The sequence below is a fragment of the Burkholderia sp. AU16482 genome (assembly GCF_002223285.1).
Taxonomy (GTDB): Bacteria; Pseudomonadota; Gammaproteobacteria; order Burkholderiales; family Burkholderiaceae; genus Burkholderia; species Burkholderia semiarida.
The window spans coordinates 66,581-81,782 of sequence record NZ_NKEY01000006.1 but is presented as its reverse complement, the minus strand read 5'-3'; the positions used below and the strand labels follow the sequence as shown (position 1 = coordinate 81,782).

The following is a 15,202-nucleotide window of genomic DNA, read 5'->3' as shown; positions in this document are numbered from 1 at the left end:
TGCTGCTGGACACACGTTGCCCGCAAGTGCCCACGAGAAAACCTGCCTGCGCATGGCACGCCAAAGCTTATTAGCAAGCGAGCGCAACGCCGCAAAAACAAAAGCTGAGGGGGGAGTGAAAACAAGAAGGGAAAAGCGGAGACACACCACCGCACTTGCGGAGCGTAAAATAGTGCCGTATGATATCAGGTCGGATTATACCGAGAAAACCACATTTGTCAAGCGACTGGCGCCCCCAGGCATCGGTCGACGACTCACCGACGTTCGCACGGAGGCGACGACGATTTAGCGCACAGATAGCCCTTCAAATGAAAACGGAGGCTTTGGGTTGCAGCCCAAGCCTCCGCCCGATGGTGAACCCCTAGAGGCCCCCAACGCTTTCGCGCGCGAATGGTCTCACACCGGGTTCGCCATGTCAACTCCTGCCCGTTCGATTATTCGTCGGCAGGAGGCGCATTGCGCTTTGATTACCGAACTGTGAGACTTCGATGACTACCCATTCAATCGGCGCGACGGCCCTTCTCCCGTCCGACCACGTACGCGCATTGCTTCCCCTGCGCCCGACGCCATGCCTGCCGTCACCAACCGGCGCCTCATACCTACAGGCCTTCAAGACGCGCGCCACCGCGAGCTACTACAGCTGACGGACGGTGACATGGAAATCCAACAAGCGTCCGCGTGGCAGCCAGTCGTGCGCCGCGGACTAGTCGTAGCATCTGCAAGCAGCCTTGAGTCCTACTACAACCAAACGTCGGAATTGCCGGAGTTCGTCCACGCGCCGAGCAAAACAGCCGTAAAAGAGCGGTTGCGGAACAGGCTCGTGCGCAACGACCCAGAGCTATGGAAGGCTAGTCCTGAGGCCAAGGTACAAGCCTTGGTTGATTTCGATAAGGGATACCTGCCGACCGAAGAGGCGTTACGGTTCACGGTTAGCCTCGTAGCGTCCTACGTCGACTGCATGCGTAGCAGAGACATTCATAACCCGCGGTATCGCCGCTATTTCTACTCCTTCAAAGAGGCATTGCAAGGGCGTGGACCTGTGCCAAGCCGCGAGAGTTTGGAGACCCTTACAGGCGTCAGCTACATCTTGGCCGGTAGCGTGCATCAATGCCGTACAACATACATACAGCGACTTCGAAATCTGTTCGGCGAGCCATTTCGTGTCGAGGGCCCGTCGTTAAATGACATCAACGCGGTCTGGTATTTTCCCATCGTGGTCTTGCGGTGGCCTACGTGCGGAACCCTGAAAGGATTGCTCGAGCAATTTCGAGACCGGTTGGTGTCCGAACTCAAAGACCCTGCCGACACAGGACCGATTCTGAAACGAGTGCGTGGAAGGAATGCTCCGTCCGCTTTAATTGCAGCGTCCGTACTACTGAACGTTGGAATGCTTGTCGTCGATGGTGCCCTGGCAGAGAGCCTCGGAGGAGAACTCCGCGACATCCTCGCGTTCCTCGGTGACCTCCAGAGCTATGCCAATATCCCCGTGCTGCTCTCCTGCAGCGACGCATTTCTGAATGGGGCCGAAAAACTCGGGAGCAAGGTCGAAAACGTGCTTCGAGGTCGAATGCTGGTATTCGAGCCACTCGCACGCCCCGCTGCAGGCGCGAGCAAGCGCGGGCTCTGGCATCAACACAATCAATGGCTTTGGTCAGCCGGACTTCTGCCTCCGATGCTTGAGATGCCGTGCAACCTGCCGTCCTGGACATGGGAAATCTGTCTCGGCCGAGTCGACTGGCTGGTCGACGGCTTTCGCGCGCTCCACGAGCGTTTAGCCTGGGAGCCCAGTCTGCTGATAAATGGCGGCCCATCGCGCGATGTCGTCGTGGAGGCGTTCAAGCTTCGGCTTCGTATTTTGACGGCCCCCCGCAGTTTCATCGAAGAGTACGACAACAAGTCCAAGTTCTTGCAGCGAAAGGACCTCCTGCAGCACGTCGACTATCTCCCATTTAACGACATTGCCGAACTATTGGACGTACGCCACCGGCCTGCACGACTGGGAGTGGAATATGCATGAACCGCGTGATTCGCTCGTGCTCGTGACGCCGTTTCCCGACGGCGAAACTGTAAATTCGTTGCTAAGTCGGCTCGCAGATTTTCGCAACGACTGCTCCCTGAGAGCGATGAGTAGGCAACTGCTAGCCCGAGGTGCAGGCCTCGATGATATGCCGAGCCGACTAGACACTTTTTACACCCGTATAGGGCATCTCTTTGGAGACAGAAAAGTGTTGGAGGAGAGGCACACGCTACTTCAGTACGGGCTCCTCGGCCTGCCACCGGAAAAGCACGCGATGCAACGCGCTCGACTTTGGTCGCAATGCTCGGGACCGATTCGTCTCGCACGCCTTCCCGTTATGCTTGCGCCGTCAAACGGACCGCGTCTGATGTGCCCAGAGTGCGCAGAAGAAGCACTCGAGCAATACGGATTCACCTTCGCCCATCGCCGCAACGCTGCTCCTTTTGTCCATACTTGCCCGCTCCACTTTTGCGAGATGCGGCCCACAGCTGGACAGGAGTTGTTGCTTGACGAACTTTGCCGGCTACACAGCACGCGGCGTCAGTTTCGAGACACTGTCGAATTTGCTATCCGGTCAACGTTGTGCGTCGAGAATTCAAATTCCATCTCCCGTTACAGCAAAGCCGCCGTCATCTCCAGCCTGCGTCAATCCCAATGGCTAAACGAAAACGGCCGCGTACGGATTACGGAACTTGTCGAGACATTCATATCGTTTTTCCGTAACCGTTTCGACGACCGCCGGCTCGAGGCGTTGGTATCGAGCGACGGACACGTAGGGGTTGCGCTCCGTGCGTTGATGCGCGACGACCATGCCTTGCATACGGTCTGGTGCATCTTGTTCGCCTGGTTCGCCGAGTATTGCGAATGCCGTCGCACGCAAAGCGTGCTCGCCCCGGAGCCCGATGGAAAACCCCGGACGGAACAGCCAGACACGATACCTGACGCACTATCCAGCCCAGGACTACACCGGCGGAGTGTGAGCCGAGATGTCTGCGCGTGCGAGCCGGCGTACCGCAAAGGCCCCCTCCTTTCAATACCCCCCACGCCCTACCCACCGACGCCAGAGAGGCTCATGAAATTGCGTCGTGATATTCCTGCACGGTCGAACTACCGAAAACCGCAGCTGAAGTCTGGCCATATGGCGCCGAGACAACGTCGGTCGGAGGAGTTGCTGACCGTACTCTGCCATGCAGCCATTAGAGCAGCGGACCACCTCGATTCTCGTGCCTGTCCGCCAACTCGGCGGAGCCGCTACCGACTGCGCTCGATGTTGGGCATCAGTGAGTACGCGCTCAATTCTTTGCTACCGGCATCGGTCTTAGAGGCATTCACGCAAACTCGAGATGAGTATATCTCCCAACGCATTCGATGGGCTGCCGACCATGGAGCCCCGGCCAACTCTCAGGAGTGGTACGTAGCACGCGTTGCGCGACTTCGGCAGGAAACACTGAAAAACTGGACGCATGGTCGACGAAAACGAGAGCAGAAAAGGTAAATGAAAAAGGTAACTGTACTGGCAGCATCTAGTATCAAAGAAGAGGAAGACTTCACAGGTTTCGTTGTGAGGCAGTGCGAATTGAGCAATGTTGACAATCATCGTGGTCTGATGTCCCTGCTCGGGAAACAAGCGCACCGACCAGCGTTCTTGCATCCATCTCGCATTGAAGACATTTCGGCTCTGTTCCCGAGCCTACTGCCGGACTGGGAGCGCATAGTCATGAAACACACCAGATACCCGCTCTATAGCGCGTTCCTCAATCGAGCAAACAAAAAGCGACTGCTGCTACATCACCGAAGCGGACAAGATACTTCGGCACATCGCCTCATCGGAATGAACCGATTACCTCTTCGAGGCCGCCTCGGCATCTGCCTCAGTTGCGTCGAGTCGGACCTCGAGCTGCACGGCTTCGCAACGTGGCATCGCGCGCATCTCATGCCATCCATATTCTACTGTCCAACGCATGCCGAACCGCTGTTCACCTTCTGTCAACATTGCGAGCTCGGGCATCGACGAGCACGTCGAACCTGGTTTCCCAGGCCCGATTGTTTGTGCGGGAAACCGCTCAGACAAATCGCCTCGTTGGCGAGCAGCGAAAGCGTAGCCGCTGCCATTGCCATTTCGAAGATGGCAGATGACGTACTTCGGGGTCAAATCGACACATCGATATTCGCGGAGAATGTCGCCCCAGTCATTCGAGCGCAACTGCAGCGAAACATCGACGCCGGATTACGTGACTACATCCGACGAGCAACAGAGTATTTAGAAATCCGCCTTGGACCGGAATTATGTTCGTCGCTCGACTTCAGCGCATATACGTTAAAGCGGGCCATTGGAATAAAAACGTCCGACGGGCCGCTGACCAATCCTATTCAGAATATCGCAACAATATGGAGCGTATTTAAGGGATGGCCAACCTTCCTCCGCGAGGTACAGGCTCGTCATGGAGACCACGAAAAATACGACGCAAACACCAGACCAGCACCAATTCGTATCCGCGTGAACGTCAAGAGAGATAGGCGTGCCGAATCGCTTCATCAAATCGGCAGCATGAGCGCCGCCGAACTGGCGGCATACCGGGCGCGCAATCGAGAGCAAATTCTTGCGCTGATTTCCGGTAGACCAAGTCTTTCGCGCTCGAGCCTCTCGAAATCCCCTGGTGGCGGAAAGTTACATTTCTTCGCAACTCAGTTTGACGCCCCCTGGTTCGACGAAGCACTGCCTAGTCGACGGAACGGCTTTCAGTCACCAATGGACCGCCAATGTGTGCAAACGGCGAGCCGAGAAGCGGCCTCACTCGTGCTCTGTCGTTACGAGCAAACCGTACGACAGAATCCTGAGCGCTTCATTACGCGCGCCTTCCTGCTGACCGGCACTGCGAATGAAAGCATATATAAGCGCCGCTGGAAACAGCCCGAACTCGAAGGCATGTTGGCCCGATGTGTAGACACCTTCGAAACATGGTCACGGCGCCAAATTACTAACGTCTGCTCATCGGCACGAAAATTCGACCCGCAGTCAAAATGGGCCGCGCCCGAGACCTTCGAAGGACTGAGTCGAAGACATCTAAGTCAGCGCCTCTATGGAGCACGGATATGGCTAAAAAAGCATCAAGGTTGATTGGGGACTGTTCCCATCTCTCGTTCTCTCGAGCGAAAGGCGCACAGTTGCGCGGCATGGCCATCGCAACCGGCGTGCGAGAGACTGAGTGGCATCCGTGGTCCGGTCACGTCCCCTTACCCAAGGTTATCGACAGTGACTTGCCGGGTCGCGATGACGATGCGTCGGGCGGTGGTGGCCTTCGACTCCGAACCCTGAAGGGCTTTCCGGTGCTTCAATGGCCAATTGTTCTTCCAGAGCGTGACCCGCGCGGAATTCTTAGCGCGGACAACTTCGACTGCTGGAAAAAGGCAAGCGCAAGTCGGATTGGAATAGCCGGATATCACTACAGTTTCAAAGCCGGGGGGGCGGTCGCATGCCATTCGAGTCTAGAGGCTCGACTTCTAGCTTACTTTGAGATGTGTCCCTTCGTCGTGGAGATTCGAACACAGTATCCACAATGGAATCGCGAATCATTCATCGCATACTGCAACGCCGGCGAGCCGTTCCCTCGCAGAGAGCTAGCTACTATCGACTTTATGCTAACGCTTCAAATTCCAGGAATCCGGCATCGAATCTATCACGGTGTTTCCGCTAAGCCCGACGCGCAAGTTGAACTGAAGAGCGTCCGCGCTAGGCACAAGCGCGAAGCGGCTGGCCAGTGGGAATGGGGCTCCACGCATGAGGTCATGACTGAGACGACGGTTACGGACGTCGAATATCAGAGCTACCGCCGCATGTTCGAGCATATGAAGTATGCGGAGGCCGAAGAAATCACGGCTCTGGCAGCGAGCGCCCAAGAACTCTCGACTTCGCTCCTGTCGACACAAGCTCGAGGTGATGCTGCGCGGGTCGTCAGCATGGTTGGAAAGCGTTTCGGATGGGACAGAAAAAAATCGTTTCGATTGCTGGCGATTGCATTGTTCCTTGGTTATCTGAGATGGGATGTTGAACACCTATACGCCAGCAATCATCCCCTTTGCTTCATCAGGCCATAGCCTGGCTTCTTGAAAAACTCGCAGGTGACTAATCATGAATGATACGCACTCCGATACATATCATGCAAAGATATTTCCGAAATTCTGCAACTTGGCAGAGGTCGTTGGCAGAGGCAAACAACTTATTTTTCGATACCTTGGCCAAGACGACGAGTACGTGTATCTCGTCGAAATCGGGTCTACTACAAACGGAATCGTAAAACTTAACCCCAACCCTAGCAACAAGAAGTATCGGTCAAAGAGACCCGTAACCGAGGTTCGCAGCCTGGTGACTCGCGAACGAATCAAGCGAATCGCCGAACGAGGCGTGCCAGCAGCGATGACGATGCTCTCACCCGATGAGGCAGTCAAAAGGTCGCTGGCTGAAAAAAGGAAGGTCGTCGACTACATCACCCGCGTCTACGGCGATGAGACATTCATGCGGCCCAAAATGTATGCAAATGCGATATCAGACGCAGTCAAGATTTTCGGACTAGATGCGAAGACTGTCCGTAAATACTATGAGCGTCACCTGTTCTATGGAGAGCAAGAGTTTGCCTTGGCAGACCACAATTGGGAAAAGGGGGCGCCCGGCGTTTCACGGCACGGAGCGAAGCACGCTGACGGAACACTTATCGAGTCTGGACGGAAGACCTACGCGCAGACGCTCGACCGCTCAAGCAAATTCCGGCGGAAGATGTTTCCGGAAAGACTGCGAATGAGCCTGACAAAATTCATCCGCGCCAATGCTCACGAACCCGGCGCCACAGCTACCGCACTCGTTCGACGCTTTTATCGCGGATTACGAGGCTACAACCGTGCAGCCGATGGCAGTATACAGAGCTCTCCCGTCGACCCAAGGAACCTACCACCGGAGGCGAACGCCGTACGTATAGCAACGCCAATCCTAAAAGAGGAACGCGCTCGCCTGGCTGTACTCAAAGACTCCGCACGTGGGAAGGGCTACTCCGCACAAATTGCGAATGGCGACTTCAACGTGGTCGATATCGATGGCACTGTCGCGGATTGCTTCTTGCGGTACGGCGATTCGAGGATTGAAATCGATGGAGTCTTGAAGCCCACTGTTCTGTTAGCAATTGACCGCTCCAGCAGGGCGATAATTGGGTGGTATGTGACCTATCGCATGGAGAATGCCGACGCGTACCTGGCCTGCGTCTTCAGTGCCTGTACGGACAAAGAGGCCGAACTGGCGAGGTGGCAAGTATCGCATCTAGATGGAATGGTCTATGGATGTCCGAGTGCGATATTCGTGGACCGAGGACCTGGAATCTCGGAGAAGGTGCGAAACGCCGTGGTCACTGGAATGAGGATGCGGCAATTGATGGCGGCGCCTGGCAGCCCGCAATCGAAGGGCGATGTCGAGCAGGCGATGGATTTTTTCCAGGAGGAAGTCGCCAGAATCTCCGGCTCGACGTACGGTGAGCCGGTAAAGGGAAAGGGGCCTGATAAGGACGCTACCAGGAAACGGAATCGGACGAAACTGAAACGAGCGCCGGGCACTGCTACCCTCACACTGGCGGAGTTCATGAAGGCGCTTCTCACTGCCATAAGCAAACACAACTTGACCGCGGATGTGACAAGACTACGGACCGACCTCATGCTGGAAGGCAATGTGCCTCCCGTGCCGAAGCAAATGTTTCTTTTTAACCAGGCAATGCGTGACGGCGACGCGGCCTGGGATATGACGGAAGAGGAAGTGATACGTCGACTTGCCAAACCATTCTATGGGCGTGAAGCGCCGGGCGGAATCATCACCTTCGGGAACATGAGCTTTACCTCAGATGAGCTTCGTAAGAGCGCCATTGCATTCGAAGCCTATAACAATGGACGTACCCTGACCATCAATGGCTTCGAACTGTTCACTTCCGATTTGCATGCGCTCTGGGACGACGACGGTCATTTGGTAGAACTTCAAGGGACACCATTGACGAAGAAAAGGTACGGCCTCACCTACCCTGACATATGTGACTACATCTCAATGCGGGGCGTGTCAGACCTTGCCAAGGAACGGGACAAGCATCGTAAACATCCAACAGCAGAACAAGCTGTCAAACGCGACCGAGTCTCGCAATCCATGCAGAAACAAATGGAGGCAGCTGAGGGAGTGAAGCGCACCGTCAACAATCGAAACGTTCGCAAAGCTGCGGTGGAAGAGTCCGGCGCTGCTGATACGCGTGCCCTGCTGGGCGTTGTTCGCGGCGCGCTGACAGTGGCCCCGACACCGAGCCAAACCGTACGCGTTGAGGGGGCGATTTTCGTAGACGACGAGCAAGAACTCGACATCGATTTCTAACGATTTCGCGGCTCGGGGGACCGGGGCGAGCAACTTCCATCTCACGTAGCGCGAAGCCGCCAAGATTACGTGCGGTGGACACGAAGCGTCCCGCGGGACGCTTTCATTTTTTTGAGCGCGACGACACGAATTTTTGCGACGTTGAGGGTTAACTGGAACCAAATTTCGCGGTTGGTTCGCCATTGGCTCCGAACGAGCGTAACCTGTAGTATCAAGCGTACGCTTACATTCGGCAAAACGCGCACGTCGCCTTACGGCCGCCAACCGGAATTCCGGTCCGGCATGCACCTTGTCAACATTAAAGTATTTCGCGTCGCGACGTCCCTATTCCCTTGCAGCAAGCCCTCGCTCGATGAATCCGGCTAGCGCTCAGCGTTGCAACCACGAAGGTAGCCGGGAAGAGGGGCTTAGATTTTCCTGAGCCTGAAAGCACCACGCTTCTGCCGAACGATGCGCTCGTAAAAACTGACCGCGTCGCCAACTTCCAAGTCCAGATTCGCCACGTCATCATTGTCCTTGTGGAAAAACACCGAACTCCCATCGTTCTTCTCGATGGCACCGTAAGTGCGCGCGTCATTCCACCACTTTACGCGACCTTCCTGTCTCAGGAGAAGGTCCTGCCCCGTAAGGATGTGGCGGATGATGCGTTCAGCGTCACGGAAATCGAGAGCAAAAAACTCCCGGTCGGCCCTGATGCGATATGGCTGAAGTGCGTCGTGAACTGCTCTTTCACCTGCCTGCGCGTCGACAACCTCAAAGACGGCCCGTGCACCCAGTGGATACAGCACACCTGTCCCGCCATTAATTTCTTTGGCACGTTGCTCGACCGTGCGTGTAGTGAAGCCGACCTTAAGCACGTCCTTGTCTTCCCTTGTCGAAAGGACGTACACAAATCCAGCTCCGATGGACCGTTCTGCGCTCCCATCAAACGCATCCAAGAGCGCGAAAAATCCCAAATCAGTGAGACGGCGCACGCATAACTCTCGCTTCGCAATATTACCTTCCTTGTCCACGTTCGCGTATTCGGTGAGCGCCTGAGCGATGGCTTTACAGATGTCTCTCGGCGGATATCCGAGCATCGCATGAACAGTGCTCCAGTCCCACTGGTCCTGTCGCACACAGCGATTGAAAAGGCCTTTTACTTCCCCGAGTGCCGTGCGCTCGATATCAGTAAGGCGGCGACAGACAAACCCTCGAAGGGTTTCCATAGCCTGCACCGCGGTCGTGTACTTCGCCCTCGTCGCGGGCTTGAGCGGTGCCATGCCGAAAGGCCATTTAGCTATTTTCATGTCAAAAGAAAGCTTCTGATTGGTGTCGGTCGCCGAGAAACAGATGCCTTGTCTCGGCCGTCACCGCTTTGTTCTTTCGACACCCGCAACGCCTCCTCCAGGCCGCGTAATGCCGACATCACTCGGGCGTACAGCATCACTGGCAGCACGACCCACGAGGCTATTCCCATCGAACGGATTTCCCGCACGTAGAGCAGTGCTTGGCACTTCGTCCCAGGGGTCCATTGCAGAAGCTGCACGTGTAGACGGGGTCACCCTCAAACGTTATACGTCCAGTCACCCTTGGTCGGGATGCGTTGAACGGTGGAGCTTCACTATCCTGCGGTTGCGGTTGCGGTTGCGGTTGCGGTTGCGGTGCGCATTGTTTGCACGTCTTCGTCGATGCCGACCAGCAATTCGATTTGCACACAAGTTTCCCGCAATGTGCACAGCGGTGCCGAGGCGAATGGGGCGTGCAGCCGCATCTCTCACAGCGCTCTTTCATCGGACCCTCCGTCAGAATTCTTGCGTGGATTTTGCCAGTCTCCTCGCTGCCGGGAGCAGCCTCAGCACAGACATCGAAGCGTCTCCGTGCAACGGCATTCCAGAACCCGACCGCTCAGATTTAGGCCGATGACTGTGCCGGCGACGACTCTTCGTCGACCAATTCTTCGCGGTCTCCATTCCATTCCCGGTACTCAACTAGCGCCGGCACCCGCTCAATAGCTCCCAGGGGCTCAATGTCAAGCGCATACATGCGGGCCAGCAGGTCGTTGAGCACTTCTTCCCTGCGCATCGACCAGGTCGAAGCAAAGCAGCGCCAGAAGACCCAACCGGCGCGCTCAAGCACCCGCTGCCGATTCATATCCGCTTGCCATCGGTCGGGACCATGAAACTCATCGCCATCCAATTCGATGGCAAGTCGCGCGTCGTTCGCCCCCTCAACCACCATATCGATGCGAAACGCGCCCGCCTTCACCTGTGGAATGACACGGTAGCCCCGGTTCACCAGCTCCGCGTACACCTGGCGCTCAAACCCCGACTCGCACAGGTCGATGAGGCTTTTTTCCTCCTCGCCGTTGCCCTGCTGGTCGATTGGCATCGAGAAATGCTGTAACAGGCCTGCGCGCAGGTCCTTCCCTGATGCCGACAGCTCCGAGAGTTTCACCGAGCGCACGAGATACATGCGGTCCTGCGCGCGGCTCGCCGCTACGTTGAACCGCTGCTCTGACGACTGGTCCGAGAGCGCGCGCGTACCGGACGAGTCGATGACAAGCGACAGGAAGATGATATGGCGCTCAGCACCCTGGAATGTCCGAGCATCGCCGCAGGCGAACTTGCGCCGATGCAGTTCAGCCGCGTCACAACGCTCGCGTACGAGGGTGTCGATGAACTTGCCTTGCTCTGGTCCGAGCAGCGTGACCACGCCCAGCGTGCGATGCTCGAACTGTGGGTTGGCGAGGATGGCCTGAATTTCGGCCACAATCGCCTCGGCCTCCGCGCGGTTGATGTCCCTCTTGTCGCGCACGCCGTGCGGCACATAGATGTCGACCAGCGGTGGGTCAATCCTCTGCGACATTTTGGGAATGCGCAGTGGCTGGATGAAATCCTTGTAGAAGTGCTTGTTGCTGTACGCGATGATGGGCGGGACGCACCGGAAGTGCTCACGCAGCATGACCTTTTGCGCGGCGAACACCGTCGACGCAATATCGTAGAGCGACTTCTCCGGCGTCAGCACGGGCGCATGGGGCTGGTCAGCAAGGAAACGGTCCTTCAGCTCCTGGATACGAACGGCCGAGATGAAGCCGCCATCCGGCGACACCTGGCGGTCGTCACCAACCACCAGAATCTTTTTGCCGCGCAGGACTGCCGGCAACGCCCACAGGTCAGACTGCGACGCCTCGTCGACGATGACAAGGTCGAAAGCACCGAGGTTCGCCGGAAGCGTTTCCGACACCTTGGCGTGGCTCATCACCCAGCACGGCACGGCGTCCTGTGCATCGTGCATCGCCTTCTGCGCGTCGCGGCGGTGCCGAACCGCATTGGGGCCGGTGCCGGCGCCGATGCGGCGAATTGCAGTTCGGTATGTCTCGAGCGCCGACAGCACCTTCGGCGTCGCATTCATCTTGGTCGATAGCCATGCCGACTTCGACACCATGCTCGAGTAAAGGCGGGAGAGCCCCGACTCGACATCCCGGCGCTGGGCCGCGAGTTCAAGCAGTTCCTGTCGCGCTTCGATGCTTTCCAGGTAGTCGCGCACACGCGCCCAGTTCCACGCTTCGCGCCAGCTTGCGGGCCACGTAACGTCCTCACCAGCGGCGGGCACCGGGACGCTGCGCAGTCGCGCGGCGAGGCGCACAGCGCCAGCAGTCTCAATCTTTTTACTGAGCGTGCGGACCGCTTCGAGTTCGTTGAAAAGTCCTTCGATGCGCCGCAGTTCCGCAACCAGCTCGGCGTAGTCGGCCGCCGCTTTCTCTGCCGGCAACGCTGGCTCACCCAGACAGTTCTCCGCAAAATCGCGCAGCTGCTCCGCCACCGGCCCGCGGGTGCCCGCGAGCTTCTCGCGCAGGATGCTCAGGTTCGTCATCGCCTGCGCCAGCTCAACACGGCTCAGGTGCTGGCGCAGATAGTCCCGAACGCGCGAAAGCTGCTCCGAACCACCTCGAAGGTCATCCACTGGCGGTACTGCAAACACCTTGTCGGCGACCGCGGTTAGATGGACGTCGTGGTTCGTCGCGAAAGCATGTGCCTTGCGCGCGGCGATGGTGACCCGCTCAATATGACGCAACTGCGTGACGCTCGGTGTGAGTCTAGGGACGACCAGGACATCGGCGAACTCGTTCCAGCGCGCACAGAAAGATGCAACTTTCTCGTGCAGGTTCACGTACGAGAGCACATGCTGCCAGTCGGCTTCGTTCTTCGGCCCGATTCCGGCAATACGAATTGCTGCCACCATTTCCTTGGCATCGCCCGCGCCCATCGCGAACATGCCGAAGGGCTTGCCAGTCTTTGCCGCGCGCTCAAGCGCCTCTTTTACCTTCGGTGAGCCAAGCGCGGCCTCGTCGATTTTGACCGGGCGCTGCATGAACGCCGAGCGCGCCTCCATCAGCTGGTCGGATTCCCCAAAAAGCGCTTCCAGGGCCATGCGTTCAGTCGCGTGGTCGGCGCGGCGGCATTTGCGCCTTAGGTCAAACGGCCATGTCTCTTCGGTTTCTTCAATCTCGATGGCGAGCGTGACGGCCGCGTCGACCTTGGCGAGCATGTCGCGCACATGCTCGTAAACATCGTCAGTTGTGGCCCTCAACGGAATGAGCGTGCCCTTCGCCTCTGCCTCCTTGAGGCTCGCGATATTCACCATGACCGTATGCAGCCGGCGGACATCATCCACGGTCAGGAGCGCGGCACTCGCCGGCAGATGCGACGAAACATATCCAATGTCGGTGCCGAGGTTGCGCCGCGCCTCGCGCAATGCACTGACCTCCTCGGCAACCAGCGGCGGCGCATTCTCGGGAGCAAGCGAGAGCGAATCGTCGAACCAGGAGAACGTCTTCCCGCCTTCGATAACGAAGTCCGCCATCTTCTGGGCACGCATCACGACGCCATCCACCTCCACATCGGATAGTTGCGTCATCGCGATTTCGTCGATGCGGCGGTCGATGCGCTGCATGGTGGTATGCGCACGGTCGATGGCGGAGAGGTCTGCCTGAATCTGGGAAGCGACCACATCCGGGTTCATCTGGCTAACATGGTGAATGATGGCCTCGATACTCGCCTGAAACTGCTGCATGCCCTGCCGGTCACCCGAAAGCAATGCCACGGTCAGCGGCCGCACTTCCTCGGGAATCTTCTCCTGCAGCAGTTCGAGAGCTTTCTCGCCCTTGGACGTCACCAGAATCTTCTTTCCGTTCGCTAGGTAGTGGCAGATGATATTGGCAATGGTGTGTGTCTTTCCGGTCCCGGGCGGGCCCTGCACCGCTACGCCATCGGAGCGCTCGAGTTGCTCGACGATGGTGACCTGCTCGTGGTTGTAGGGCAGCGGAAAATAAAGTTCTCGCGTCTTGCCCGAACCACTGGATGGTGTACCCGCGAGGCCGCGGAACGAGACGGCTTCATAGCTGACCTTCTCATCCGCGGGCGGTGTGACCAGTGCGAGCGGGCCTTCCGGAATCTCGGCTCCGTCTTTCAGGCACGCTTTGAGCCGCTCGATGTCCTCGTGCAGGAAGTTGTTCGACCGGGGCCTCGAGTAGAGCACCCATAGGTCCGTAACGAGCAGCGACGGACCAGCCGGAGGGAGCCCCACCTGCCCTTCAATGTATCTGCCGTTGCGGTCGATATTCCCTGCAACGCTTCTCAGAGCATGCTCATAGGTCCCCGGGTCGAATGGATTGGGCGGGCGCTCCGCCGACCGCTCGAGCTCCTCCTTGGCCGCACGCTCGACTGCTGCAGCACTTTGCAGCTGACAAGCGGAAAACGCATCGAACTCGATGCGCGGGCCAACCGCGCGGGGCCGGACCTCAATCGCGAGGGTCCGGTCATCGATGGCCAGTTCGAGCGACTGCGTGAGCACCGGATACTGGTAGTCGAAGTCGACCTTCTTCGTGCGTTCCTCAAAGCTCATCTTCCAGGACGCGACACCAATGCCGCACACGAACTCCTGCGGCTTGGCCGTGTCTTCAAGCTCCAGCTGCTGCTTGAGGGAGAACAGTTCACCATAAAGTCGGATAGCCTGCCACCGCGGCTTTTCTGCCTCGGCCCATATCTGCCAGAGCCTGGTGTAACGCTCCAGCTCCGCCTGAACAGACTCTTTCTCGCTGTCTGCAAGCCGCTGCGACGCCAGCTCAGGCTCACCTTCCGTCAAGACAACAATACGCCGCTCCAGCGCCGCTTCATTGATACGCGGAAGTTTTCCGGTCGGGTTGGAGTCGACGACAAACAGTTCCTTCTGTTCGGGCGGAACCGCGGGCGGATTCTGGGCCTCAAGTCGCTCAACGCGGAGCCAGATATGGTCGCCTTCGACCTTGATGTCGAGGTCTACGCCCGGCAACCCTCGTAGGTCTCCACTCGTGCGAAGGAATCCATCGGTGCCAGAAAGCCTGAACCCTCGCGGGTCGATATCTTTTGACTGCTCGATGACGTAGTCAAGCAGCTTGGTAAGCAAGCCAGAAGCACTCATTTAACCCTCGGATTCGATGCGAGTCACGCGCGGCGGCACGACGAGCCCAAGCTTTCGACAGTGGTCAAGGATAAGCGTCTCGAGCAGGTTCGTCTGACTGCGGTTTTCGTATTCCGCGGCTTCTTGGAGCAGGCGTTTGAGGTCCGGCCGAACACGCACATTGATGGTCTCGGTTTTACCAGCGGGCATATTTTCCCCGTCGATTGTGTAACGCAGAATACGTTACACAATCGCCTTGTTTACGGCAACCGCGATTTCCAACTGAAACGCGAGTAGCGCATGCCCCATATCCGCGGGGTCTTTTCGCTCGGCATCGCGCTGCTAGCTGACGACGGTCAGCAGCCGGATGCCGCGCA

General features: G+C 57.7%; 7 protein-coding genes. 5 read left to right on the top strand and 2 right to left on the bottom strand.

The features are described 5' to 3' along the window. Positions 1-655: 655 nt before the first annotated feature. From CFB35_RS34435 to CFB35_RS34420, 5 genes are read left to right on the top strand one after another with little or no spacing between them, the layout of a single operon-like run. Positions 656-2,017, top strand: coding sequence for a hypothetical protein (locus tag CFB35_RS34435; protein WP_143328739.1), 1,362 nt, complete (start codon positions 656-658; stop codon positions 2,015-2,017). After that, positions 2,010-3,512, top strand: coding sequence for a TniQ family protein (locus CFB35_RS35680; protein ID WP_373453015.1), 1,503 nt, complete (start codon positions 2,010-2,012; stop codon positions 3,510-3,512). Before CFB35_RS34435 ends, CFB35_RS35680 begins: the two co-directional genes overlap by 8 nt. Beyond that, positions 3,513-5,135 carry a TniQ family protein gene (locus tag CFB35_RS17690; RefSeq protein WP_089465338.1) on the top strand — a complete coding sequence of 541 codons (1,623 nt, stop codon included), beginning with the start codon at positions 3,513-3,515 and terminating at the stop codon, positions 5,133-5,135. Further along, positions 5,111-6,112, top strand: coding sequence for a hypothetical protein (locus CFB35_RS34425; protein WP_143328738.1), 1,002 nt, complete (start codon positions 5,111-5,113; stop codon positions 6,110-6,112). The genes CFB35_RS17690 and CFB35_RS34425 overlap by 25 nt, the downstream gene beginning before the upstream one ends. 34 nt (positions 6,113-6,146) lie before the next feature. Beyond that, a complete protein-coding gene (locus CFB35_RS34420) occupies positions 6,147-8,405 on the top strand; it encodes a DDE-type integrase/transposase/recombinase (protein ID WP_143328737.1) in 2,259 nt (752 codons plus the stop codon). A 407-nt stretch (positions 8,406-8,812) separates the two neighbouring features. Here the strand turns inward: CFB35_RS34420 and CFB35_RS17675 are convergent, their stop codons facing one another. Together CFB35_RS17675 and CFB35_RS17670 are read right to left on the bottom strand one after the other, a co-directional pair. Next, positions 8,813-9,694, bottom strand: a complete 882-nt coding sequence (locus CFB35_RS17675) for a GIY-YIG nuclease family protein (RefSeq protein ID WP_089465335.1) — start codon at positions 9,692-9,694, stop codon at positions 8,813-8,815. A gap of 604 nt (positions 9,695-10,298) precedes the next feature. Next, entirely contained in the window at positions 10,299-14,846 is a 4,548-nt protein-coding gene (locus CFB35_RS17670) for an AAA domain-containing protein (RefSeq protein WP_089465334.1), read from the bottom strand. Positions 14,847-15,202: the final 356 nt, after the last annotated feature.

Coding starts and splice junctions, on each gene's coding strand:
- CFB35_RS34435 (WP_143328739.1), top strand. CDS start 656: ATGGAAATCCAACAAGCGTCCGCGTGGCAGCCAGTCGTGCGCCGCGGA.
- CFB35_RS35680 (WP_373453015.1), top strand. CDS start 2,010: ATGCATGAACCGCGTGATTCGCTCGTGCTCGTGACGCCGTTTCCCGAC.
- CFB35_RS17690 (WP_089465338.1), top strand. CDS start 3,513: ATGAAAAAGGTAACTGTACTGGCAGCATCTAGTATCAAAGAAGAGGAA.
- CFB35_RS34425 (WP_143328738.1), top strand. CDS start 5,111: ATGGCTAAAAAAGCATCAAGGTTGATTGGGGACTGTTCCCATCTCTCG.
- CFB35_RS34420 (WP_143328737.1), top strand. CDS start 6,147: ATGAATGATACGCACTCCGATACATATCATGCAAAGATATTTCCGAAA.
- CFB35_RS17675 (WP_089465335.1), bottom strand. CDS start 9,694: ATGAAAATAGCTAAATGGCCTTTCGGCATGGCACCGCTCAAGCCCGCG.
- CFB35_RS17670 (WP_089465334.1), bottom strand. CDS start 14,846: ATGAGTGCTTCTGGCTTGCTTACCAAGCTGCTTGACTACGTCATCGAG.